Below are 26,079 nucleotides of genomic sequence, written 5' to 3' on the forward strand. Positions count from 1 at the left end.
AACTATTTAATAAAAGTGAAAACAGGGATGGTGCAAAAAAAGTGGGGAATAAACAAAGTTATGTAGTAGCTGTAGTAGGTGCAACTGGAGCAGTTGGACAACAAATGATTGCAACATTAGAGAAAAGAAATTTTCCAATAAAAGAAATTAAATATTTATCTTCAAAACGTTCTGCAGGAACAAAATTAACATATAAAGGTGAAGAAGTAATCGTTCAAGAAGCTACTCCTGAAGCTTTTGAAGGTGTAGATATTGCTTTATTTAGTGCTGGTGGCTCAGTATCAAAAGAACTTGCTCCTGAAGCAGTTAAAAGAGGGGCAGTAGTAGTAGATAACACTAGTGCATTTAGAATGGCTGAAGATGTACCTTTAGTTGTACCTGAAGTAAATGACAAAGATTTATTTAATCATAAAGGTATTATTGCAAATCCTAACTGTTCAACAATCCAAATGGTTGTTGCCCTAGAACCAATTCGTCAATCAATTGGTTTAAATAAAGTTGTAGTTTCAACTTACCAAGCCGTTTCTGGTGCTGGAGTAACAGCAATTGAAGCCTTAAAGGAACAAGCGCAAGCATTCTTAAATGGTGAAGAAGCAACTCCATCAGTATTACCGGTAAAAAGTGGTGAGAAACATTATCAAATTGCTTTTAACGCAATTCCACAAATCGATGTATTTACTGAGAATGGATATACTTATGAAGAAATGAAAATGATCAATGAAACTAAAAAAATCATGCATTTACCTGAATTACAAATTAGTGCAACTTGTGTAAGACTTCCTGTAATTTCTGGTCACTCAGAATCAGTTTATATTGAAGTTGATAAAGAAGTATCGGTAGCTGAACTTAAATCACTTTTAAGTGATGCACCTGGAATCGTTTTACAAGATGATCCAGACCAACAACTATATCCAATGCCATTTTACAGTATTGGACGTAATGAAGTATTTGTAGGACGTATCCGTAAAGACCTAGATAATCCTTTTGGATTCCATTTATGGATCGTTTCAGATAATCTATTAAAAGGTGCTGCTTGGAATTCAGTGCAAATTGCTGAAAGATTAATTGAGTTAAGCATCATTTAGTGAAAACTGCTAGAGAGGTGCAAGAATGAAAATATTAGTCCAAAAATTTGGAGGGACTTCAGTACGTGACGAAAATGGTAGAAAGCACGCACTTAAGCATATAAAAGAAGCATTAGAAAAAGGCTATAAATTAGTGGTAGTAGTATCTGCTATGGGACGAAAAGGTGAGCCATATGCAACAGATACACTTTTAAATTTAGTTGGCGCAAAAAAAAGTAAGGTTACACAAAGAGAACTTGATTTATTAATGTCATGTGGTGAAACAATTTCTTCAATTGTTTTTTCAAATTTATTGAATGAAAACGGTATTCATGCCATGGCAATGACAGGTGCATCAGCAGGTTTCCGAACAAATGATGAATTTGGAAATGCAAAAATTCTTGATATGAAATGTAGCCGTCTAATTAAAGAGCTAGAAAACTATGATGTTGTAGTTGTCGCAGGATTCCAAGGATCAACATCTAATGGTGATATCACGACATTAGGTAGAGGTGGAAGTGATACTTCAGCTTCTGCACTTGGGGTTGCTGTTAGCGCAGAAACAATCGAAATCTTCACTGACGTTGAAGGCGTAATGACAGCAGATCCAAGGATCGTAAAAGAAGCAAGACCTTTATCAGTAGTTACTTATGCAGAAATTTGTAATATGGCATATCAAGGAGCGAAAGTAATTCATCCTAGGGCTGTAGAAATCGCGATGCAAGGAAAAGTACCTATTCGAATTCGTTCAACTTATTCAAATAGTTTAGGTACACTAGTAACATCTAATCCTACACAACGAATTATTGGTGACAATATTCATGATCGTTTAATTACAGGGATCGCACATGTACCGAATGTTACACAAATTAGAGTAACATCTAAGGAACATACTTTTGATTTACATTCTCAAGTATTTAAAGCAATGGCAAATAAAGGAATAAGCGTAGACTTTATTAATATCTCACCTAATGGTGTAGTATACACTGTAAGTGATGAAGTTGCTTCAAAAGCGATTGAGGTATTAAAAGGAATTGGCTATGAGCCTTCATACACAACTGGATGTGCAAAAGTATCAATAGTTGGTGCTGCAATTGCCGGAGTACCTGGAGTAACTTCAAAAATTGTAACTGCACTAGCTGAAAAAGGTATTCAAATTTTACAATCAGCTGACAGTCACACAACTATTTGGGTGCTTGTCAAAAATGAAGATATGGTCGAAGCGGTTACTGCACTTCATGATGCATTTGAACTTAGTTCAGTTAAAATGGATTAATATTTGATCGGAGTGGAACAATGAGTAGATTTGGTAAAATTTCAACAGCGATGGTAACACCTTTTGATTCAAAAGGAAATATTGATTTTGCAAAAACAACAAAACTTGTGAACTACTTAATTGAGAATGGAACGGATTCAATCGTAGTTTGTGGAACAACTGGAGAATCTCCAACATTAACTTCTGAAGAAAAATTAGCATTAATTAGTCATGTTGTTTCAGCTGCAGATGGAAGAGTACCTGTAATCGCGGGTACTGGAAGTAATAATACTCGTGAAACAGTTGAATTAACGAAAAAGGTATCTGCTTTAGGAGTAGATGCAATTATGGTTGTTGTACCTTATTACAATAAACCAAACCAAGAAGGACTATATCAACACTTTAAAGCAGCGGCTGAAAGTACTGAACTACCTGTTATGTTATATAATGTACCAGGCAGAACAATTGCCAGCCTTACTGTAGATACAGTTGTAAGATTAGCAGAAATTCAAAATGTTGTTGCAATTAAAGATGCAACTGGTAACTTAGGCATAATGACAGAAATTATTGACCGTACTCCTGAAGATTTTGAATTATATTGTGGTGACGACGGCCTAACGCTTCCTGCATTTGCAATTGGTTCAAAGGGAACGGTTTCAGTTGCTTCACACGTGTTAGGAAATGAAATGCAGCAATTAGCTGAAAGCTTCTTCACAGGAGATATGGCGAAAGCGCAATTCTTACACCGTAAACTATTACCATTATTTGACGGATTCTTCATGGCGCCAAGTCCAAGTCCAATTAAAACAGCTTTACAAATGAAAGGTTTAGATGTTGGTGGAGTTCGTTTACCGCTTGTACCACTTTCAGAAGCTGAACGTACAACTTTAAGTATTTTAATAAATAAATTAGACGAAGCATTACAAAATAATTAATAACAAAACCACTTACGTACAGTCCAATTTTGGATGGCGTAAGTGGTTTTTTATTAATGGATGGAATCAACCACAAAAAATCCGAATGCTACTATTGAATCACTAAAAATGGTCTCATCATTTCATAGTCCTCGTGTTCCAACATATGACAGTGCCAAACATATAATCCGGTGAATGGCCCAAACCTCATGATTATTCTAGTTACTTGGTTTGGATTAGCTTGAACAGTGTCCTTCCATCCATTTTCTTGTGGTTCAGGTGGAGTCGGTGGATCTGTGTAATGAATGATCCTTTCTTTTTTATACTTTTCTACATCAAAGTTTCTTCGATCTAAGATTTGGAAATCAATTAAGTGAAGATGTATAGGATGAGAATCTGGCGTTAAGTTAATTAAATACCATATTTCGATCGTTCCTAATTTCGGATTTTCTGAAATGGGAGCATCCCAATGTTTGTTATCTAATAACATAATTTCTCGTCCAAACTGATCAATCTTATGATCTAAGGTTAAGTATCGCTTCATTGAAGCAGACAGTTCATTTATTTTTGGAACGGGCACCATATAAGCTGGTATCATACTCGTATCCACGTTGGATAATGGCAAATTAACTTTAAATTGCATCACAGTTCCCGTATTTTCATCCACAGGAATACCAGAGGGAAATGGGGTGGGAGCATCATTCTTCATAGTAATCTTCTTACCTTCAAGATTAGTAAAATCGATAATTACTTCTGCTCGTTCTGCAGGTGATAACATAATCTCATTTATTCCAATCGGATGTTGCATGAATCCACGCTCTGTTGCGATTTGATACATAAGTTGACCAGAATCAAGCGTAATTCGAAAAAAGCGTGTGTTAGAACCGTTTAATAACCTAAATCGATATTTTCTTGGTTCCACTTGTAAATAAGGATGTACTTTACCATTCACAATGACTGTATCACCAACAAATTCAGGGATTATAGACGTTTGTAGTTCTTTGATTGGCTGATCTGGTTGTTTTGGATAATAAAGTGAACCATCATGATTAAAACTTTTATCTTGTATCAATAGCGGGATATCATATTTCCCATTCGGTAAATTTAATGAACTTTCCTTTTGATCACTAATGAGATAGAATCCTGCTAAACCAGCATAAATATTAAGCCTTGTAATGCCAAGTGCATGATCATGGTACCAAAGCGTAGAAGCGCAATCACAATTATCATATCGATATACTTTCTTACTAAAATAACGTCCAACTTGTTTATAATCTTTTGTAAACCAAGCTTCAGGATAGCCATCGCTTTCAGGCTCAACACAAGCACCATGTACATGCACTACCGTTCTGACTTGAGGGACATCTTTATTTGCACCATGAACAGTATAGTCGATCGGAAATAAGTGTTTATCAGGGAGATCATTGATCCATTTAATAAACACGGTTTCACCTTTTTCTACTTTAATTGTAGGTCCAGGATAACTTCCTTCATACCCCCAAACAGTCGAGTCATTTAACTCACTATGGAGCGATTGCTTAAACTCCGTCATCGTAACTTCATAATAAGTATAGAAATGATCTTTCCAACATGGTTTTAAAATTGGTGGAATGGGTAGTTCATCTACGAATTTAGAAAGATTCATTTTTAAAGGCTCTCTGTCATTAAAATTCATCTAGATCCTCCTTTTCTAAAATATTCATATTCCTGTAATAAGAAATAATTGACCAATCAATCACTACAAAAAAAGAATTTAGCTATTAAAATGTGACACTTTTTGAAAAACTCGCCTAAATGGAACTGACTTTGCAATTTTCTTATCATAAAGAGCAGTCAAAAGGTACCCTATATTTGTATCGCTTAATTCATATTTCCTTGCTCCTATACATAACAAGGAATGCTGAGGTGGAAACAATCATTTTTATTTTCAATGTTAGCTATAGTCGTATGAGCGTTAAAAATGATTAAAAATACATACCCAAAGTAATCCGATTTTCCTATTTAAGGAAGAATGTATCTTGTTTTACCTGTTCCGACTAGGATATAATGTTTGTAAGATTTTGAACGGTCTGTAAATTTAAAGAATTAACTAGGAGGAACAGGTTGTGGTGAAGGAAATGAAAGAACAAGTAAAAGTTTTTGCCCTTGGTGGGGTAGGTGAAATCGGAAAAAACATGTATATAGTCGAAGTTGGTGAATTGATTTACGTGTTAGATGCAGGTTTAAAATTTCCTGACCAAGAAATGTACGGAATAGATCATGTCATACCTGATGTAAGTTATTTAGAGAAAAACGCACATAAAGTAGTAGGTGTTTTTATTACACATGGGCATGAAGATCATATTGGTGCGATTCCATATATTATGAATAAACTTCCACAAGTAAAGTTTTACACGAATAAATTAGCTTATTTATTTATTAGAGAAAAATTAAGTGAAAAGGGCATTAAAAACCTTGAGCAATTTGAACTATATGACGAAACCACTTTATTAACATTTGAAAATAGTTCAATTAGTTTTTTTAGGACTACTCATAGTATTCCAGATTCATTTGGATTTTGTGTAAATACACCACAAGGTGCGGTCGTTTTTACTGGAGACTTCAAATTTGATCAATCGAAAAGTCCTTATCCAGGTGCTGATTTAGGTAAACTAGCACTAATTGGAGATAAAGGTGTTTTATGTTTGCTTTCTGATAGCACAAACGCAGAAAGACAAGGGTTTTCGGGGTCTGAGAAGAAAGTATCAGAAGAAATTAAAAAAGAAATAATGAATGCAAAAGGAAGAGTTTTAGTAACTTGCTTTTCTTCAAATATATATCGCATCCAACAGGTTATTAATGCAAGTGTAGCGGCTGGTAGAAAACTAGCAGTAGTCGGAAGCAGTATGATGAAATCGATTGAAATAGCCAAGGAATTAGATTATTTATCGATTCCCGATGATTTAATGATTTCAGTTGTGGATACAGATAATTATAAAGAAAGAGATATTGTCATCCTAACAACTGGTACACAAGGAGAACCGATGGCAGCCCTTTCAAAAATTGCTAAAGGTACGCATAAACAAGTTTCAATCCGAAAAGGTGATACTGTACTAATGTCAGCAACAGCTATTCCAGGAAATGAAATGTTAGTTGCATCTTCTGTTAATCTATTATTTAGAGCTGGCGCAAATGTTATTTATGGCTATAAAAAGGTACACGTATCTGGTCATGGCTATGAAGAAGAATTAAAATTAATGCTTGAATTAATGAAGCCAAAATATTTCATACCAGTTCATGGTGAATATCGAATGCAAAAAGCACATTCACATATTGCGGAAGAAGTCGGAATGGCAAAAGAAGATATTTTTATTGTTGAAAAAGGGGACATCGTTTCGTTTAAAGATGGTCAAGCTTCTCGTACTGAAAAAGTCGATGTTGGCAACGTTTTAATTGACGGAATTGGTGTAGGTGATGTTGGAAATATCGTATTACGTGATCGTAAGCTACTGTCTCAAGATGGAATACTAATTGTTGTGGTAACATTTAACAAGCAAAAGAAAGCAATCATATCCGGCCCAGAAATTATAACTCGTGGCTTTGTGTATGTTCGTGAATCTGAAAAATTAATAACTAGATCAACTGAAATTGTAAAAGACATAACAGAAAAAATGTTACAGAACGATCAAATTGAATGGACACTATTAAAAAATTCAATTAGAGATGGATTAAGCGCTTACTTATATGAAGAAACAAAAAGAAGACCAATGATACTTCCAATACTAATGGAAGTATAGTTTTAAATTGTGAGTTACTTCTTATTCTGAGATGGGTATGATTTCCTTATTATTTTCACATACTAACTTGTATGAAAAATGATAGGGGGAACCATTTTGACAAATTCAAATAATGAAACACCTATTCCAAACGAAGAAGCACCTCCAAAGCCAAATGATCAAAAGGATATGAGCATTGTTGAAAAAATTCAACAGCTAGGACAAACAAATGTTCCAGCAAGCAATGATTCAAAAATTCATTGTCTAACGATAATTGGGCAAATTGAAGGGCATGTAGCATTACCACCTCAAAATAAGACAACTAAATATGAACATTTAATCCCGCAATTAGTTGCAATTGAACAAAATCCTAAGATTGAAGGATTATTAATTGTTCTAAATACTGTCGGTGGAGATGTGGAAGCTGGTCTTGCGATCTCAGAAATGATTGCAACATTAACGAAACCTACTGTATCAATCGTTTTAGGCGGTGGACATAGTATCGGAGTACCGATAGCAGTAAGTACTGACTTTTCATATATTGCTGAAACGGCAACAATGACGATCCATCCAATTCGTTTAACTGGTTTAGTAATTGGTGTACCTCAAACGTTTGAATATCTTGATAAAATGCAAGAAAGAGTAACTCGTTTTGTTACAAAGCATTCAAATATTACAGAAGAACGTTTCAAGGAATTAATGTTTACAAAAGGTAATTTAACGAGAGATATTGGCTCAAATGTAGTTGGTGGAGATGCAGTAAAATATGGACTAATTGATGATGTAGGTGGCATTGGGCAAGCATTAAGTAAATTGCAGGAATTAATTGACGAACGGAAAGAAAAGTCAAATAAAGAGGAGAATGAATTTTGATTCTTTATACAATTATGCCAATTGAATCAATTTTTCCTGTTGATCAACAAGAATACACATCACAGCAGTTTATGGAATACAATGGTGTTCCAATGTTGGTTGATAGTGTTGGGGGTACAGCTTTTGAAATTAAAAGAATTGTCAGTACCGATCCGCAGCATTTTATGCAATATTCACCTGGTCAAAGAATTTTAGTTCTTCCAACTTGAGGTAATTATTAACAATACATGGTAAACATATGTTCTGATATGTTATAATAAATTCAATTTAAGGAAGCAGCCAAAAGGCTGCTTTCTTTGGCGAATCTGCAAATTTTGATGGGGGTGAATTACATGGCAAAGCAGAAGCAGCAAAAATCAAAAGCTCGAAAATCAGTAAGTGGCAATGGTTCAATATGGTATGAAATTAGTGGATTAATATTTTTAGCCCTATCAATCGTAACAATTTTAAAACTTGGTATTGTAGGTAAAGCTTTTGTATTATTCTTGAGATTCTTCTTTGGGGAATGGTACATGCTTAGCTTTCTTTTTATAATCGGTTTATCTGCATATAGCATAATTTATCGAAAAAGACCTCCATTTGTTTCGAGTATTACGATTGGTGGATTGTTAATCTTCTTTAGTATATTGATGTTTAGTCATGTTACTCTATTTGATTTATTAGCAAAAAATAATCAATTTCCTGATCAATCTGTCATAAAAAGTACGCTAGATTTATTCTTAATTGAAGCCAAGGGTAAAATTAGTACGGTGGATCTTGGTGGAGGTATGATTGGAGCGATACTTTTTGCAGTTTTATATTTCTTATTTGATCGAACCGGTGCGATTCTATTCGGAATCATTGCAATAGTCGCGGGAGTTTTATTTATTACTGGTAAGCCACTTGGCGGTTATTTGTATCAATATATAATGCCAAAAGTAAGAAATTTAATTTCAGATACATGGAAGGATTTTACAAATTTCTGGAAACGTGGTCGTGAACAAAAAACTACTAGTAGACGAGCTGAGGCTAAACAAAAGAGAAAAGCAAGGAAAGATTCATATGAAGACAATGATCATGATGAAGAAGTGTCAAATGGTAATAGCTTAAATTATCAAGTTAAAAATTCATATGAAAATGAGAACATCGAGCCGAAAAAAGAAATTCAAATCGAATATTCTCCTACATATCAGGCACCTAAGGAACCAGAATTGATAATTGCAAATAATTCAAATCAAATCCAGGCTCATTTTGCAGAGGAAGACGATCAGTCAATCGAATTGCCAGTTGCAGAAGTAGGAATTGATGATAAGGTAGATTACGTATTGCCATCAATGGATTTATTAGCCTATCCAAAGGGTGCTAAAAAACGTGAAAATGAGTCTAAGCTTAAGGAAAATGCGGACAAGCTTGAAAGAACATTTCAAAGTTTCGGTGTAAAGGCTACAGTAACAAAAGTACATCATGGACCTGCGGTAACAAAATATGAAGTATACCCTGAAGCAGGGGTAAAAGTTAGTCGTATTGTAAATCTTAGTGATGATTTAGCACTTGCACTTGCAGCCAAAGACATTCGAATTGAAGCCCCAATTCCAGGTAAATCTGCGGTTGGTATTGAAGTACCTAATACGAATATAACGACTGTATTACTTAGAGAAGTTCTCGAAGCAAAAAATCCGAAATTACAAAATCCATTAGCTGTATCGTTAGGAAAAGATATTGCCGGTGATGCTGTATTTGCAGAGCTTAATAAAATGCCGCATTTACTAGTAGCTGGGGCGACAGGTAGTGGGAAAAGTGTATGTATAAATGGAATCATTGTTAGTATCCTAATGAATGCAAAACCATCTGAAGTAAAGTTAATGTTAATCGATCCGAAGATGGTTGAATTGAATGTTTATAATGGTATTCCACATTTGCTAACTCCTGTTGTAACAAATCCTAAAAAGGCTTCACAAGCGTTACGAAAAGTTGTTAGTGAAATGGAAAGAAGATATGAGCTTTTTTCTCATTCAGGTACTAGAAATATCGAAGGTTATAACGAATTAACTAAACAAAATAATACGATGACTGATTCAAAACAACCTTTATTACCATTTATCGTCGTGATTGTTGATGAGTTAGCAGACTTAATGATGGTAGCTTCGAGTGATGTGGAAGATTCAATCACTAGATTAGCTCAAATGGCACGTGCAGCGGGTATCCATTTAATTATTGCTACACAAAGACCGTCTGTTGACGTTATCACGGGTGTCATTAAAGCAAATATACCTTCTCGAATTGCTTTTAGTGTATCTTCTCAAACAGATTCTCGTACAATACTTGATACTGGTGGAGCAGAAAAACTATTAGGAAGAGGAGATATGTTATATCAACCAATCGGTGCATCTAAACCAATCCGAGTACAAGGAGCATTTTTATCTGATGATGAAGTTGAACGAGTAGTCGAGTTTTCAATCTCTCAACAAAAGGCTCAATACCAAGAAGAAATGATGGTAAAAGAGGAAAAAGATGGGAAATCTGAAGTGAATGATGATCTTTATAATGAAGCTGTTGAGTTAGTATCAAATATGCAATCAGCCTCGGTATCACTACTACAAAGAAGATTTAGAATTGGTTATACAAGAGCTGCAAGATTAATTGATGCTATGGAAGATAATGGTATAGTTGGTCCGTATGAAGGTAGTAAACCTAGGGAAGTATTAATTAGTAAACCAGTGGAAGATGAGCAAGCCTTGTCTTAACAAAAAAGAAAAAATTGTCGAAACATTATTGACATTTTTAGACATAGAATGATATTATTTCTTCAGATAAATTGATAGTCCTCATATAATATCGACATGATGGGTCGGAAGTTTCTACATTGCAACCAATATTTGCAATACTATGGGGAAAAAGCATTATTATGGAGAAATGGTTTATATTTACGAAATCAAAAACTCTTATAATCTAGCTTTTTCACTAAGTGGAACTGTAGATTATAAGAGTTTTTTTATGTTAAATATGAACAAATGATTCATTAACGTAATAAAAAATAAAGCGTTTTCAAAAAAGTGTTGAAATGAGTAAAAAATAACAGTATAGTAAAGAAGGATTATACGACAGATGTCTAACAACTGATGTCTGAAATCCGAAGTTTGGGGGATGGGAAATGAAGATTAAAACAGACACCAGATTACTTTATCTCCAAGTGATGGATCGAATCAAACAAGATATTGAGAACGGTATTTACCTGCCACATCATAAGTTACCATCAGAGTATGAGTTATCTAAAATATTTGGAGTATCAAGAGCAACATTAAGAGAAGCATTAAGAGTTTTAGAAGAAGAAAATATCTTAGTTAGAAGACACGGGGTCGGCACATTTGTAAAACCGAAACCAATTTTTAGGACAGGCATTGAACAATTAAGTAGTGTCTCAGAAATGATTATTGATGCAGGTAAAGAACCTGGTACAATCTTCCTATCTTCTAAACTATTAGTTCCTACGAAAGAAGATTTAAAAAGCTTTACAATCACAGAAGATGATCGTATGCACGTTGTAGAAAGAATTCGAACAGCAAATGGTGAACCTGTAGTTTATTGCATTGATAAATTACCAACTAATTATTTTAAACAGGTTCCATCATATGAAGATCATTCGTTCTTTACTTTCATCAAAAAAGAAACTGGACGTAATATCGAATATTCAAGTGCAAGAATTGAACCAATAGGTTACCACGATAAAGTTTCTCCTTTATTACAGTGTGAACCAGATGTTTCATTATTATTAATCGAACAGTTACATTTTGACGATTTAAACCGAGCAGTATTACATTCTTATAATTACTTCAGAGCGGATCAGTTCAGTTTTAATGTTTTAAGAAAAAGAAATTAAAATTGTATAGCCAAATTAATATTTACGAAAAATAAGTTTTGGCTGGTTTTTCAAATATTGTTTACTGAAATTTCATTAAATTATTAGGGAGGTGGATCGTTAAGTTAACGATTATATACCAAGCTAGTACAAAAGTAAATAAAAATTTAAGGGGGCAAAATTTTTATGAAGATGAAAAAAGCTGGTCTTGTTCTTTCAATGGCCTTAGCAGCAGGTACAATGTTAGGTGCTTGTGGTAAAGGTGGAGATACAAATGACGCAAAAGGTGCATTTAAAGTAGGTATGGTAACTGACTCAGGTACAATTGATGATAAGTCATTTAACCAAGGTACTTGGGAAGGGATCCAAGCAGGAGCTAAAGAATTAGGTTTCAATCTTAAGAATGATACTAAATACTTAAAACCTGCTGGCGAAACTGAAGCTGATTATTTAAAAGAAATTGGTAACTTAAATGATGCGGACTTTAAATTTATCGTTACTCCAGGTTTTAAATTTGAAACAGCAATTTATAAAGCGCAAGATAAATATAAAGATGACAAATTTGTAATTATCGATGGTACACCACATTCTGCTAAAGATTATACGCCAGATGTAAAGAAAAACACTGTTTCAATTTTCTTCTCTGAACATGAAGCTGGTTACCTAGCTGGTATTGCTACAGCAGTTCAATTAAAAACTGGTGATGTTGGATTTATCGGTGGTATGGAAATTCCAGCAGTTCAAAAATACAACTGGGGATTCCAACAAGGTATTAAGTATGCAAACGAAAACCTTGGAACAAGCATTTCTTTAAAAGCTAATAACGTAGTATATTCTGGAAGCTTTACAGACAAAGCAGCAGGTCAGCAAATTGCAGCTCAAATGTATGACCGTGGAGTTAAAGCAATTTTCTCTGCAGCAGGTGGAGTAGGACAAGGTGCTATTACTGAAGCTAAAAACAGAGTAGCTAGTGGTAAAGTAGCATGGGTTGTTGGTGTTGACGTAGATCAGTACTCTGATGGTGTTTATAAAGATAACAAATCAGTAATCTTAACTTCAGCTATGAAAGGTGTAGCTAAAGCAGCATCTGATATGGTAAAAGCTGAAAAAGATAAAAAATTCCCTGGTGGACAAACTTTAACTTACGATGCAAAAAATGATGGTATTGGTTTACCAAAAGAAAATCCAAACTTAAGTTCTGAAACTTTAACAAAAGTTCAAGATGTATTTAACAAAATTAAGTCTGGTGAAATTGTAGTAGCAAGTGAAAGAGGAAATTTAATTAAGTAATTAAATTTCTAATGAATAAATGATAGAAGAAGCATAGGAAAGGAGACCCTTTTATATGCTTCTTCTACCCTATAAATAATTTTGACTTTTCATGCTTTAATCAATTGTAAGCACTTATATTGGTAAAGCTTCCAATTGATTAGGGCATGACTATCGGGTGAGAGAGTAAACCCCTCCCTAAATAAAAAATATAGAAAAATATTTCGAAATCAAGTAAAACTTTAAAAATAAATGACTTCGTAATATACAAGGAGGAAAATTATGGAATATGTAGTGGAGATGCTAAATATAACAAAAGAGTTTCCTGGCATTATAGCGAATGACAATATTACACTACGATTAAAAAAAGGGGAAGTTCATGCTTTATTAGGTGAAAACGGAGCAGGGAAATCAACTTTAATGTCCGTCCTTTTTGGAATGTACACACCTGAAAAAGGAATTATAAAAGTAAAAGGTAAAGAAGTTAAAATTTCAAATCCCAATGTTGCAAATGAATTAGGAATCGGAATGGTTCACCAACATTTTAAATTAGTTTCAAATTTTACAGTCACAGAAAATATTATTCTAGGTCTTGAACCTAAAAAAGGTCTAGTAGTAGATATCAAGACTGCAGCAAAACGTATTGAAGAGCTTTCTAAAACTTACGGTTTAAACGTAGATCCTTATGCAAAGATTGAAGATATTACAGTAGGGATGCAACAAAGAGTCGAAATTTTAAAAACTTTATATCGTAATGCTGAAGTACTAATCCTAGATGAGCCAACAGCAGTACTTACTCCACAAGAGATACAAGATTTAATGAAGATTATTAAAAACTTGATTAATGAAGGCAAGTCAATCATTATCATTACACATAAGTTAAAAGAAATTAAAGCTGTTGCAGATCAATGTACAGTCATTCGTCACGGAAAATACATCGGTACTGTTGATGTAAAACAAACTTCTGAATCTGAAATGGCATCTATGATGGTCGGACGTCAGGTGTCTTTCAAGGTAGATAAAGTAGAATCAAAACCTGGCGAAGTTGTACTAGATGTAAATAATTTAAGTGTCAAAAATAATAAAAAAGTTTTAGGTTTAAAAAATGCTACTCTTCAAGTTCGAGCAGGTGAAATCGTTGGGATTGCCGGAGTTGAAGGGAATGGACAATCTGAACTTGTTGAAGCAATTACAGGTTTAAGACCGATTGAAGAAGGTTCTATTTTATTAAAAAATCAAGATATTACAAAACACAGTATCCGTGAGCGAATTAAAAGCGGTATTGCTCATATTCCAGAGGATCGTCAAAAAAGAGGACTTGTACTTGAATATACAATTGAAGAAAACGTTGTTCTAGAAATTTATAATCAAGAACCATTCTCTAAATATGGTGTTTTAGATAAAGCTGCGATTGCCAAACATGCAAAGAAAATCATTGAAGAATTCGATGTACGCTCTGGTGAAGGTGCGAAAACAGTCGTTGAATCCATGTCTGGAGGAAACCAGCAAAAAGCAATCATCGGTCGCGAAATCGAACTTAAGCCTGAGTTATTAATTGCATGTCAGCCAACACGTGGATTAGACGTTGGTTCGATTGAGTATATTCATAAGAGATTAATAGAGCAAAGAGATAGTGGAAAAGCTGTTCTACTAATCTCGTTAGAACTAGACGAAGTTCTTAATTTATCTGACCGCATTGCAATCGTAAATGCAGGAGAAATCATTGATATCGTTAATGCCAAAGACACAAATGAAGATGAATTAGGATTAATGATGGCTGGTATAAGGAGAGGTGAAGGGGCATGAAAAAGGGAGGAATTATTTCTTTAATTGCCGTAGTATTAGGTTTACTGGCTGGAGCATTATTAATTTTTGTAACAGGTAATGATCCGATTGAAGGGTTTAATTATTTATTCCAAGGTGGATTAAAAGATCCGGAGCGTATTGGTAATACACTTGCTACTGCTACTCCGTTAATTTTAACAGGACTTTCTGTTGCGTTTGCATTCAGAACAGGTTTATTTAATATCGGTGCAGCTGGCCAAATGCTTTTTGCAGGGTTTTGTGCTTCAGCAGTTGGTTTAACAGTAGATTTACCAACGTTGATCTTAGTTCCGTTTATGGTAATTGTTGCTTTTATTGCAGGAGCAGCTTGGGCATTTATTCCTGGACTACTAAAAGCTAGGTTTAATGTTCACGAAGTAGTTTCTACGATCATGATGAACTGGATTGCTTACTGGACAGTTTATTATTTAGTACCACAATATTTTAAAGGTAGTACTGAAACAGAGTCAAAAATGCTTGCAGATGCTGCAACATTAAAAATGCCATTTTTATCAAATTTATTTGGTGGTTCATATATTAACTTCGGTTTATTTATCGCAGTTATTATGGTAATCGTTGTTTCATTCATTATTAATCGTACAGTATTGGGTTATGAATTAAAGGCTGTAGGTTACAACCGTAGTGCTGCTGAATACGCGGGTATTTCAGTAAATAGAAATGTTATTTTGTCAATGATGATTTCAGGTGGACTTGCTGGACTAGCGGGTGTTGTTCAATTCGCTGGTAATGCATCACTAATTCAAATTGGGGTTTTACCTACAGAAGGATTCGACGGAATTGCCGTGGCACTTTTAGGAATGAATACACCAATTGGCGTATTTTTCTCAGCTATTTTCTTTGGACTATTATATTCTGGTAAAGGATTTATGAGTGCAATGACTTCAATTCCACCAGATATTGCTGATGTTATCATTGCAATCATTATCTATTTCTCTGCAACTAGTATTTTAATTAAAAAAGTTATCGATCGAGTATCCAAATCACGCAAATATAAAAACAGCAATGTAGGAGAGAAGGTGAAATAAGGCATGGATTTAATTATACAAATTTTCCCATATGCAATTGCCTATACGATTCCATTATTAATCGTAGCATTAGGTGGTTTATTTTCTGAGCGAAGCGGTGTCGTAAATATTGGTTTAGAAGGTTTAATGGTTGTCGGTGGTTTCGCTAGTGCCTTAACAATTTCAAAACTTCAAGTAAATCATCAAGGTGAAGTTTGGGTAATCTGGGTAGGAATTCTTGTTGCAGTTCTTGCAGGTGCTTTATTTTCTTTACTACATGCGTTTGCAAGTATAAATTTACACGCAGATCAAGTAATAAGTGGTATCGCAATTAATATGATTGCAGGTGCTTTAACAATCTTCTTAGCAAGAAATATTACTGGTTCAGGAAACATCAGTATTAACGGTATTACACGTACTGATATCCCAGTCTTAAAGAACATTCCGATACTTGGGGATTTATTCTTTAAAAACACGTATACTACAACATGGTTAGTAATTGCCATTTTACTCGTTAGTACATTTGTACTTTATAAAACTCGTTTAGGCTTACGTCTACGTGCATGTGGTGAATACCCACAAGCAGCTGATGCAGCAGGTATTAATGTATACCGTATTCGTTACCTTGGCGTTATTATTTCTGGGGCATTTTCTGGATTAGGTGGAGCAATTATTTTAGTAACTTACTCAGGCGAATTTACAGGAAGTGTTGCAGGTCTTGGTTTCTTAGCAATTGCAGCATTAATTTTTGGACAGTGGAAACCACTTGGAATTTTAGCTGCGACATTATTCTTTGGTGTAGCTACAACAATTGCCAACGTATCGCAAGTTATTCCAAGTTTAGCTCATATACCACCATTAGCACTAAAGTTATTCCCATACGTAGTAACTTTAATTGCATTAGTTATATTCTCAAAAACATCTCAAGCACCAAAATCAGTTGGTGTTGCATATGAAAAAGGTAAACGATAAATAATTGTTTTTGAAGCTTCCTATTTAATTAGGAGGCTTTTTTTTTATTCTTTTAAAAATGTGTTGTCAATTAATTACGAATAATATCGTTTTTAAGAAAGTTAAATTATAATTCGTTTTTTCAAAATTGATTAATATATATACAACACATCCATATAAGAATTTGATAAATTGGATGCTTTTTAGAATAAACGATAAGTCGGTCTAATAAGCGATATTATTTAAATCAATAAAAAAATGTTTAAAGATTATTGGTTTTGATTTTACATTTATTTTTTGGAAAATGATTGGAACGTAAGGTGCGCGACTCCTGTGGGAAAAGAGGGAAGGGTGAGACCTCGCAGGCGCGCCGAGGAGGCTCACCTCTCTCCCCACGGAAAGGGAGCATCCTGGAGTGGAAATCAACGAAGTACTTATTTTAGAAGAACAGATTACGGAAATCAACCTCGCACAACTTACTTTATTAAGAAAAATCTTGATATTTAAATGACTGTTCCTTTTGCAGCAGTAGGATGAAGCTTCCTTTATAAAATCCGAAGCTTCTTTTTATTTGAAATAATTATTTTGGGTAAACTAAGCAGTAGGTTTTATTTTTGGTAAAATTAGAGATACAATGAAGATATTGGAAATAAATATGAGTAAATAGTATTTGTCTAAGGAGGGTTCAATTTGAATTTGTTACAGTACAAAAATAGTGATATTAACGGTATTAAACTACATGTGGTAACAACTGAAAAATTTAAAACAAATTCGATTACATTAAAAGTACGTGGAAAACTTGAAGAAGATACAGTATCTTATCGAGGAATTTTACCTTATGTATTGCAAAGTGGAACAAAAGATCTTCCTACTAATGGTGAAATTAGAAGAAAATTAGAAGATTTATATGGGGCGACCTTCTTTGTAGACGTATCAAAAAAAGGTGATTATCATGTTATGTCATTTACAATTGACATTGCAAATGAAAAATACCTTTCAAATCAAGGTTCATTATTAAATGAAGCGCTTTCGCTTATTGCTTCTATTTGGCAAAATCCATTTTTAGAAAATGGGGTATTTTCAGCTAAGCATGTTGAAACTCAAAAAAGAACTCAAGTACAACGAATTCAGTCCATTAATGATGATAAATTGAAATATGCAAATCAACGACTAGTGGAAGAAATGTTTAAGGGTGAACCTTATGCATTACTTGCAAATGGGAGAACAGAAGATGTTAATTCAATCACGGCTGAATCATTATATAAATATTATGAAAAAGCCCTGCAGGAGGATTTAATTGATCTTTATATAGTTGGTGATGTCGCTTTTGACCAATGTAAACAATTAGTGGAAGAAAACTTTAGAAATACAACAAGTGAACAACTTAGAGTTGAGACGGCAAAAGCAACGCCGACTGATACTCCAAATGAAGTTATTGAAGAGCAAAAATTAAATCAGGCTAAGTTACACATCGGTTATACTACTGATATTTCGATTAAAGACCCAGATTATTTTGCCCTTCAAGTGTTTAATGGACTTTATGGTGGATTTTCACATTCAAAATTATTTATCAATGTTCGAGAAAAAAATAGCTTAGCATACTATGCTGCTTCTCGTTTTGAAAGTCATAAATCAATTTTAATGGTCATGTCTGGTATAGCAAGTGAAAATTATGAAAAAGCAACAACAATCATTGCTGAACAACTTGAAGAGATGAAAAAGGGAAATTTCACTGAAGAGGAAATTGATCAAACAAAATTAGTGATCAAAAACAGTCTATTAGAAAGTATGGACACAGCTTATGGAATCATTGAAACATTATTCAATGACCAAGCTGCGGGAAATGAACGTCCAATCGAGGATTGGTTTCCTGAAATCGAAAAAGTTACAAAAGATGAAATTGTATCTGTAGCTAATAAAATAAAACTTCACACAACTTATTTCTTAAAAGGTCAGGAGGGAGCATAATGGAAAAAAAGTATTTTGAACAATTGAATGAAACGCTTTATTTCGAGGAGCTTGAAAACGGATTAAAAGTATATATTCTTCCTAAACAAGGCTACAACAAAACATATGCGACCTTTACAACTAAATACGGTTCGATTGATTCTGAATTTATTCCTTTAGGAAAAGATGAAAAATTAATTGTACCAGATGGGATTGCTCATTTTTTAGAGCACAAATTGTTTGAAAAGAAAGATGGAGATGTATTCCAGGTTTTTAGTAAACAAGGAGCTTCTTCTAATGCGTTTACAAGTTTTACACGAACTGCTTATTTATTTTCAGCAACGAATAATGTAGAACAAAATTTAATGACTCTAATTGACTTTGTTCAGGATCCATATTTTTCTGATCAAAGTGTTGAAAAAGAAAAAGGGATCATTGGTCAAGAAATTAAAATGTACGAAGATAACCCTGATTGGAGACAATATTTTGGGATGATTGCAAATTTATATGGTAAACATCCTGTTAGAACAGATATTGCTGGTACGGTTGAATCAATTTCAAAAATTACAAAAGAATTACTTTATACTTGTTATGAAACTTTTTATCACCCAAGTAATATGTTGTTTTTTGTTGTAGGTCCAGTAGACCCTGATCAAACAATGAATTTAATTAGAGATAACCAAAGTAAAAAAACTTTTAAAGATGCAAATGAAATAAAGAGATTTTTCCCTGAAGAAACGCCTGAATCTGCAGAAAAGAAAAAAGTGTTACATATGAATGTCCAATCATCGAAAGTACTCGTTGGGGTAAAGGATTTCTCTGCACCTAAAGGTGGTAGCGAATTACTAAAGCATGAATTATCAATTTCCGTATTACTTGATTATTTATTTGGCAAAGCCTCAAATACGTATCAACAAATGTATGAAGATGGTTTAATCGATGATACATTCTCATATGATTACTCTGCAGAAAATGGTTTTGCTTTTGCAATCATCGGAGGAGATTCTACTTCACCTGAAAAACTTTCTGAAAAAATAAAAGAAGTATTATTAGACTCAAAAAATCATCAGTGGGAAAAAGAAATTGTCGATCGCGTAGTTAAAAAGAAAATCGGCGGATTTTTACGCTCATTAAATTCACCAGAATATATTGCTAATCAATTTACACGATACGCGTTCTTAGATATGCATTTATTTGACATCGTATCTGTGTTACAATCTATTTCTGTAGAGGATCTAAAAGAAAGTGCTAGTCATCTAATAAATGAAGACTATATGAGTGAATTTTTTGTTCTTCCTCATTGAATAAATTAAAAGCATCCTTTTTAGGATGCTTTTTGAAATTTAAAGAAAATATTTAAGGGTTCATACAGAAACTAAGTGTAATATTGAATTTTTAAGAGTTTTCCTCGCATCTTTTTACCTTTATATTTCTTAATACTCTTTAAACCTGCATTAAAACCACGAATAAATGGAGAATATAATAAATGAGAAAAAGAATTCTAGTAATTGGAGCTAGTGGTGACATTGGCTTAGCAATTTCGAAAAAATTAATCAATGAAAAATATGATTTAGTTGTCCACTATAATAGTAAGAAAGAGCCACTTAATGAACTGATCGAATTGGCTAATGAGATTGAGGTAAATTGCCAATTCGTACAAGCGGACTTATCAGTTGAAAATGGAGTTGAAATTTTAACATCACAAATAATTGATAAAATAGATTCAATTGTATATGCATCTGGTTTTTCTATCTTTGGTTTGATTAACGATGTAAGTGATGAAGAGATTGATCGAATGACTCAATTACATATTAAAAGTTTGATCAAAGTAGTCAATCATTTTCTTCCTAACATGGTGGCTAAAAAATCTGGCAGTATCGTCGTTATTTCGTCTATATGGGGACAAATTGGTGCATCATGTGAGGTATTATATTCAACTACAAAAGGTGCTCAAAATGCCTATGTAATGGCATTAGCTAAAGAGTTAGGGCCAAGTGGAATAAAAGTTAATGCTGTTGCTCCAGGTGCCGTAAAAACGAATATGTTAAATTCCTTTAGTGAAGAAGATTTAAAAGAAATTGCAAATGAAATTCCAATGAATCGTTTAGCTCTTCCAAATGAAATTGCGAATACTGTAAATTACCTAATTTCCGAACAATCTTCTTATATAACTGGCCAAATTCTTGGAGTAAACGGCGGTTGGCATACTTCATAGTAAAATTTCACGTCGAAAGTTATTTATTTCACATATTTTACCTTTTATATTATGGCGAAATCGTTTATTATTAAATGTAGAGTTAAGTAGTTAACAAATAGGGGGTATAGGTATGGAGTTAATCGAATGGTATTTTGAGTATGAAATACATAAGAATCGCCCTGGACTACTTGGAGATATTGCATCACTAATCGGTATGCTAGGGATTAATATTTTAACAATCAATGGTGTCGACACAATGAGACGCGGCATGTTACTTGGTTGCGATAATGATGATCAAATTACTAGATTTGAATCAATTTTAAATACTATGGACAATATAACAATAATTAAACTTAGAAAGCCAACTCTAAGAGATCGTTTAGCTGTAAGACATGGTACTTATATTCAACGTGATGTAGATGATAAAAAGACTTTTCGTTTTGTCCGCGATGACTTAGGTATGCTTGTTGATTTTATGGCAGAGTTATTTAAAATGCCAGGCCATAAGCTAATCGGAATTAGAGGGATGCCTCGTGTTGGTAAAACTGAATCAGTTGTAGCAGCAAGTGTATGTGCAAATAAACGCTGGTTATTTGTTTCATCAACATTAATTAAACAAACATTAAGAAGTCAATTAATAGAAGACGAATATAATTCAGATAATGTATTTATTATTGATGGTATTCTTTCTCATAGAAGAGCAAATGAGCAGCATTGGCAATTGGTTCGCGAAATTATGGCAATGTCTTCTGTGAAAGTAGTGGAGCATCCTGATGTATTTGTACAGCAAACTGAATACTCTTTAGAAGATTTTGATTACATAATTGAATTAAGAAATGATGAAAATGAAGAAATTAAATATGAACTTGTAGACCAAATGGATAAAAATGGACACAACTCGTTCTCAATGTTTGATTTTTAAAGTAAGTTGGGGTGTAACTTGTGACAGAATTAGGAAAATATTTAAGAGAAGCAAGAGAAGCGAAAGGCTTATCAATTGACGATGTACAAGAGTTAACGAAGATTCAGAAACGTTATCTTGAAGCAATTGAAGAAGGTAATTATGAAATATTGCCAGGGCAATTTTATGTTCGTGCTTTTATAAGACAATATGCAGAAACAATTGGTGTTGACGTTTCTGGATTTCTAACTGAAAAGCCAGCGGTAGAGGAATCAACTGTGGTAAATACAGTAGAAGAAGTAAAGCATGAAGAAATCCCTAGTAGAGCATCGAAGCTTAAAGAACCATTAAACAATGTTAAGTCATCAAGAATAATGGATTATTTACCAAGGATACTAGTAGCGATTCTGATCCTTGGAATCTGCATTGCTATTTATATGATGTTCCCATCAAAAAATGATGGAAAATCTGCGGATACGAATCAATCTCAAACTAACTCTAATTCTGAAATTGAAAAACCAAAAAATAATGCGTTAGATCAGGCTAAAACTAATAATACGAAAAAAACAGAGAAACCGAAAAATGATGTGACTGAGCAACCGCCAGCACAAAAAATTACTGTTGACTCTGCAGCAGGTAAACGAACTACTATTTCTTTATCTGGTACTGATGTATTTAAATTAGAAGTAGTTGCAAATGGTGAAAGTTATGTGGATTTAAAAAATGCTGATGGAAAAATGTTCTATAGCGGAATTTTAAAACAAGGACAAACTCAGAACTACGACTTAACACAAGAAAATGAAGTAACAGTAAATATTGGTGCTTCTAATAATGTTGAGCTACGAATTAACGATGAGGTATTTAAATATCCAGTTAGTCCAACAAATGCTGTTCACCAAAAGATTACGATTAAAAATTTAAAAATGAATCAATAGTCATCTTTAAGATGGCTTTTATTCATTTATTATAAATGCTTCATTTTTAGAAAGTTTTGGAGGGTTTTACCATGAATTTACCAAATAAAATCACAGTGTCAAGGGTTTGTCTAATTCCATTATTTATGATTGCCGTTTTAATCGATTTTGGATGGGGAAATGTTACATTAATGGGTGATTCGATACCAGTTAATCATTTAGTAGGAGCTGCAATTTTTATTATTGCCTCTGTTACTGATTTTATTGATGGATATTACGCAAGAAAATATAATTTAGTTACTAATTTTGGTAAGTTTCTAGATCCACTTGCTGATAAATTACTTGTTTCTTCAGCGTTAATTATCTTAACTGATTTTCATTATGTTCCTGCGTGGATTACGATTGTCATTATAAGTAGGGAGTTTGCTGTAACCGGTTTACGAATGATTTTAGCTGGTTCTGGAGAAGTACATGCTGCTGCAATGCTAGGTAAAATTAAGACTTGGGCTCAAATAGTTGCGATTTCAGCATATTTCTTACATGACTTCCCATTGAATTTCTTACCATTTTCGATTGCGGATGTATCACTTTGGGTCGCATTATTCTTTACAGTATATTCTGGTTGGGATTATTTTTATAAAAATAGAGATGTTCTACTTAAATCAATGTAATTAATAATATAGGGGGAAATGATATGAAGCGTGCTGAAATCATCGCAGTAGGTACTGAGCTACTTTTAGGCCAAATTGCAAATACGAATGCTCAATTTTTAGCTAAACATTTATCTGCATTAGGATATCACCATCATTTCCAAACAGTTGTAGGAGACAATTCCGATCGACTTAAAAGTGCATTAGAAATTGCTTCATCAAGAAGTGATTTAATCATCTTAACTGGTGGACTTGGACCAACAAAAGATGATTTAACGAAAGAAGTTGTCTCTGAATATGTTCAAGAGTCACTTGTTTACCATGATCAATCACTAGAATATATTGAACAATATTTTATTAAAGTAAATCGCCCAATGACTGAGAATAATAAAAAACAAGCATTAGTCATTAATAATGCACATGTTTTATTGAATAAAAACGGTATGGCACCTGGAATGGTTTATGAAGCGAAAGAAAAACAATTTGTATTATTACCAGGACCACCGAAAGAAATGATTCCGATGGTTGAGAAAGAACTTATTCCTTATTTTTTAAAAGGAAAGGAAGCAAGTACGATTATTTCGAAAGAGCTTAAGTTTTTTGGTATCGGTGAATCAATTTTAGAAACTGAAATTCTTGATTTACTTGATAATCAATCAAATCCAACAATTGCTCCTTTAGCGAGTGAGGGAGAAGTAATGCTTCGAGTTACTGCAAGTGCTAGTAATGAGCAAGAGGCAGTTAAACTAATTGGACAAGCTGAAGAAAAAATACGTGAGCGTGTTGGGCAGTTTATATATGGTACAAATAATGAAAACTTATTTACAGTTTTATCAAGAAAGTTAAAAGATTTTAAACTGACCATTTCTGCTGCTGAAAGTTTAACAGGAGGTCTATTCAGTAAAAGAATGACAGATATTCCTGGGAACTCGTCCATTTTTAAAGGTAGTGTTGTTTGTTATTCTAACGAAATGAAACAAAACCTTTTAAATGTGCCGTCAGATATTCTTAATAAAAATGGTGCAGTCAGTTCAGAGTGTGCAAAATCACTAGTTGAAAATATTCAAAGATTAACAGGAAGTAATATTTCAATTAGTTTTACTGGTGAAGCAGGACCGTCTACATTAGAAGATGTGCCGGTAGGAAAAGTATTTATCGGTATTAAAATTGGTGATTCTGATTCAATTGTAAAAGAGTTTCAATTTAGTGGCACTAGAGAACAAATAAGGTTATCAAGTGTTAAAAATGGCGCGAACATGTTGATAAAATTAATTAATTCAAGTTTTGAAAGTCAAGACTTATAAAATGAAATAGAATATTTTATAATAAAAAAGCTCGGTTAATATAGCCGAGTTTTTTAATTTTATAGTTACGATATTAATAAAAATCTAGTTTTATAGACCGAAAAATACGAAACAAGCGTTTCTATTCTTAAAAAAATAAGTTTAAATACGAAAAATATCGAATAAACGTTCTATTTTTTTGTTGGCAAACGAACAAAAAACAGTTATTATATAGTTAAGAGATAAATGAGTCCTGAAGGAGGAATTTAAATGAGTGATCGTCAAGCTGCATTAGATATGGCTTTAAAACAAATCGAAAAACAATTCGGTAAAGGTTCAATTATGAAACTTGGGGAACAAACTGACCGCCAAATTTCAACTATTTCTAGTGGATCGTTAGCACTAGATGTAGCGTTAGGTGTAGGTGGATATCCGAGAGGAAGAATTATCGAAGTATACGGTCCTGAAAGTTCAGGTAAAACAACTGTAGCATTACATGCAATCGCTGAAGTTCAAGCAAATGGAGGACAAGCGGCGTTTATAGATGCTGAGCATGCATTAGATCCGGTTTATGCTCAAAAATTAGGTGTAAATATTGATGAGTTATTATTATCTCAACCAGATACAGGTGAACAAGCACTTGAAATCGCTGAAGCATTAGTACGTAGTGGTGCAATTGATATTATCGTAATTGACTCAGTAGCTGCATTAGTTCCAAAGGCGGAAATTGAAGGTGAGATGGGTGATGCTCACGTAGGTCTACAAGCTCGATTAATGTCACAAGCATTACGTAAACTTTCAGGTGCAATTAACAAGTCAAAAACGATTGCATTCTTCATTAACCAAATTCGTGAAAAAGTTGGGGTTATGTTCGGTAATCCTGAAACAACTCCAGGTGGACGTGCGTTAAAATTCTACTCTACAATTCGTTTAGAGGTACGTCGTGCTGAGCAATTAAAACAAGGTAATGATATTGTAGGTAACAAAACAAAGATTAAAGTTGTTAAAAATAAAGTAGCACCACCATTTAGACAAGCAGAAGTTGACATTATGTACGGAGAAGGTATTTCTAAAGAAGGCGAAATTCTTGATATTGGATCTGATCTAGATATCGTTCTTAAGAGTGGAGCATGGTATTCTTACAATGAAGAGCGTCTTGGACAAGGACGTGAAAATGCTAAGCAATTCTTAAAAGAAAATAAAGAAATTCGTAATACGATTAAAGAATCGATCCGTCTTCACCACGGTTTAGATAACCCTGTTACTATAACTGAAACAGATGACGAAGAACAATTCTCTTTATTAAATGATAAATGAGTAATCATAAGTTAGTTTAAAACAGCACAAAATGCGGGCGCTTATTAAAAGTGCCTGCATTTTTTTATATTATTAATTTCTTTGATTATCTAAAAAGCAGTATTT

At 33.6% G+C, this 26,079-nt stretch carries 21 protein-coding genes and 1 riboswitch; of the genes, 20 read left to right on the top strand and 1 reads right to left on the bottom strand.

Annotated features, from left to right (window positions below; genetic code table 11):
- Positions 1–41 precede the first annotated feature (41 nt).
- From asd to dapA, 3 genes are read left to right on the top strand one after another with little or no spacing between them, the layout of a single operon-like run.
- Complete coding sequence (gene asd, locus AB1282_RS14405) at positions 42–1,085, top strand: aspartate-semialdehyde dehydrogenase (RefSeq protein ID WP_056470790.1); 1,044 nt, start codon at positions 42–44, stop codon at positions 1,083–1,085.
- A 25-nt stretch (positions 1,086–1,110) separates the two neighbouring features.
- Complete coding sequence (gene dapG / locus AB1282_RS14410) at positions 1,111–2,340, top strand: aspartate kinase (protein ID WP_390310539.1); 1,230 nt, start codon at positions 1,111–1,113, stop codon at positions 2,338–2,340.
- A 20-nt stretch (positions 2,341–2,360) separates the two neighbouring features.
- Entirely contained in the window at positions 2,361–3,254 is an 894-nt protein-coding gene (gene dapA, locus AB1282_RS14415) for a 4-hydroxy-tetrahydrodipicolinate synthase (RefSeq protein ID WP_056470783.1), read from the top strand.
- Between the two features lie 91 nt (positions 3,255–3,345).
- On the opposite strand, the gene AB1282_RS14420 is transcribed toward dapA, so the two are convergent.
- Positions 3,346–4,878: a multicopper oxidase family protein gene (locus tag AB1282_RS14420; protein ID WP_429901143.1), complete on the bottom strand. Its 1,533-nt coding sequence runs from the start codon at positions 4,876–4,878 to the stop codon at positions 3,346–3,348.
- A 460-nt stretch (positions 4,879–5,338) separates the two neighbouring features.
- Between AB1282_RS14420 and AB1282_RS14425 the strand changes: the two genes are divergently transcribed.
- From AB1282_RS14425 to recA, 17 genes are all read left to right on the top strand, one after another.
- Positions 5,339–7,009, top strand: a complete 1,671-nt coding sequence (locus AB1282_RS14425) for a ribonuclease J (RefSeq protein WP_056470780.1) — start codon at positions 5,339–5,341, stop codon at positions 7,007–7,009.
- Positions 7,010–7,177: 168 nt separating this feature from the next.
- Entirely contained in the window at positions 7,178–7,861 is a 684-nt protein-coding gene (locus AB1282_RS14430) for a ClpP family protease (protein WP_254664609.1), read from the top strand.
- Entirely contained in the window at positions 7,858–8,070 is a 213-nt protein-coding gene (locus tag AB1282_RS14435; RefSeq protein ID WP_056470775.1) for a YlzJ-like family protein, read from the top strand. Before AB1282_RS14430 ends, AB1282_RS14435 begins: the two co-directional genes overlap by 4 nt.
- Positions 8,071–8,193: 123 nt before the next feature.
- Entirely contained in the window at positions 8,194–10,584 is a 2,391-nt protein-coding gene (locus AB1282_RS14440) for a DNA translocase FtsK (protein WP_056470772.1), read from the top strand.
- Positions 10,585–10,645: 61 nt separating this feature from the next.
- Positions 10,646–10,747: riboswitch (purine riboswitch) on the top strand.
- 244 nt (positions 10,748–10,991) lie between these two features.
- Positions 10,992–11,717, top strand: coding sequence for a GntR family transcriptional regulator (locus AB1282_RS14445; RefSeq protein WP_056470769.1), 726 nt, complete (start codon positions 10,992–10,994; stop codon positions 11,715–11,717).
- Positions 11,718–11,888: 171 nt separating this feature from the next.
- Positions 11,889–12,986 carry a BMP family lipoprotein gene (locus AB1282_RS14450; protein WP_216600075.1) on the top strand — a complete coding sequence of 366 codons (1,098 nt, stop codon included), beginning with the start codon at positions 11,889–11,891 and terminating at the stop codon, positions 12,984–12,986.
- 261 nt (positions 12,987–13,247) lie between these two features.
- Positions 13,248–14,771 (top strand): ABC transporter ATP-binding protein, encoded by a 1,524-nt coding sequence (locus AB1282_RS14455; RefSeq protein ID WP_056470763.1) that lies wholly within the window; start codon positions 13,248–13,250, stop codon positions 14,769–14,771.
- The gene (locus tag AB1282_RS14460; protein WP_056470760.1) at positions 14,768–15,835 is read left to right on the top strand and encodes an ABC transporter permease; all 1,068 of its coding nucleotides are present in this window, start codon (positions 14,768–14,770) and stop codon (positions 15,833–15,835) included. Before AB1282_RS14455 ends, AB1282_RS14460 begins: the two co-directional genes overlap by 4 nt.
- 3 nt (positions 15,836–15,838) lie before the next feature.
- Positions 15,839–16,786: an ABC transporter permease gene (locus AB1282_RS14465; protein ID WP_056470758.1), complete on the top strand. Its 948-nt coding sequence runs from the start codon at positions 15,839–15,841 to the stop codon at positions 16,784–16,786.
- A 675-nt stretch (positions 16,787–17,461) separates the two neighbouring features.
- A complete protein-coding gene (yfmF, locus tag AB1282_RS14470) occupies positions 17,462–18,733 on the top strand; it encodes an EF-P 5-aminopentanol modification-associated protein YfmF (protein WP_429901145.1) in 1,272 nt (423 codons plus the stop codon).
- Positions 18,733–20,016 (top strand): EF-P 5-aminopentanol modification-associated protein YfmH, encoded by a 1,284-nt coding sequence (yfmH, locus tag AB1282_RS14475; RefSeq protein WP_429899378.1) that lies wholly within the window; start codon positions 18,733–18,735, stop codon positions 20,014–20,016. Before yfmF ends, yfmH begins: the two co-directional genes overlap by 1 nt.
- A 182-nt stretch (positions 20,017–20,198) precedes the next feature.
- Positions 20,199–20,927, top strand: a complete 729-nt coding sequence (gene ymfI / locus AB1282_RS14480) for an elongation factor P 5-aminopentanone reductase (RefSeq protein ID WP_390310531.1) — start codon at positions 20,199–20,201, stop codon at positions 20,925–20,927.
- Positions 20,928–21,039: 112 nt separating this feature from the next.
- Positions 21,040–21,831 carry a DUF3388 domain-containing protein gene (locus AB1282_RS14485; RefSeq protein WP_025568772.1) on the top strand — a complete coding sequence of 264 codons (792 nt, stop codon included), beginning with the start codon at positions 21,040–21,042 and terminating at the stop codon, positions 21,829–21,831.
- 20 nt (positions 21,832–21,851) lie between these two features.
- Entirely contained in the window at positions 21,852–22,745 is an 894-nt protein-coding gene (locus AB1282_RS14490) for a helix-turn-helix domain-containing protein (RefSeq protein ID WP_390310528.1), read from the top strand.
- Between the two features lie 71 nt (positions 22,746–22,816).
- Positions 22,817–23,395 carry a CDP-diacylglycerol--glycerol-3-phosphate 3-phosphatidyltransferase gene (pgsA, locus tag AB1282_RS14495; protein ID WP_056470746.1) on the top strand — a complete coding sequence of 193 codons (579 nt, stop codon included), beginning with the start codon at positions 22,817–22,819 and terminating at the stop codon, positions 23,393–23,395.
- Positions 23,396–23,418: 23 nt separating this feature from the next.
- Positions 23,419–24,678 (top strand): competence/damage-inducible protein A, encoded by a 1,260-nt coding sequence (locus AB1282_RS14500; RefSeq protein ID WP_429899379.1) that lies wholly within the window; start codon positions 23,419–23,421, stop codon positions 24,676–24,678.
- A 249-nt stretch (positions 24,679–24,927) separates the two neighbouring features.
- On the top strand, positions 24,928–25,974 hold the full coding sequence (recA, locus tag AB1282_RS14505) for a recombinase RecA (RefSeq protein ID WP_429899380.1): 1,047 nt from the start codon (positions 24,928–24,930) through the stop codon (positions 25,972–25,974).
- Positions 25,975–26,079 lie beyond the last annotated feature (105 nt).

The sequence above is a fragment of the Gottfriedia sp. S16(2024) genome, from assembly GCF_050473765.1.
Classification (GTDB): Bacteria; Bacillota; Bacilli; order Bacillales; family Bacillaceae_G; genus Gottfriedia.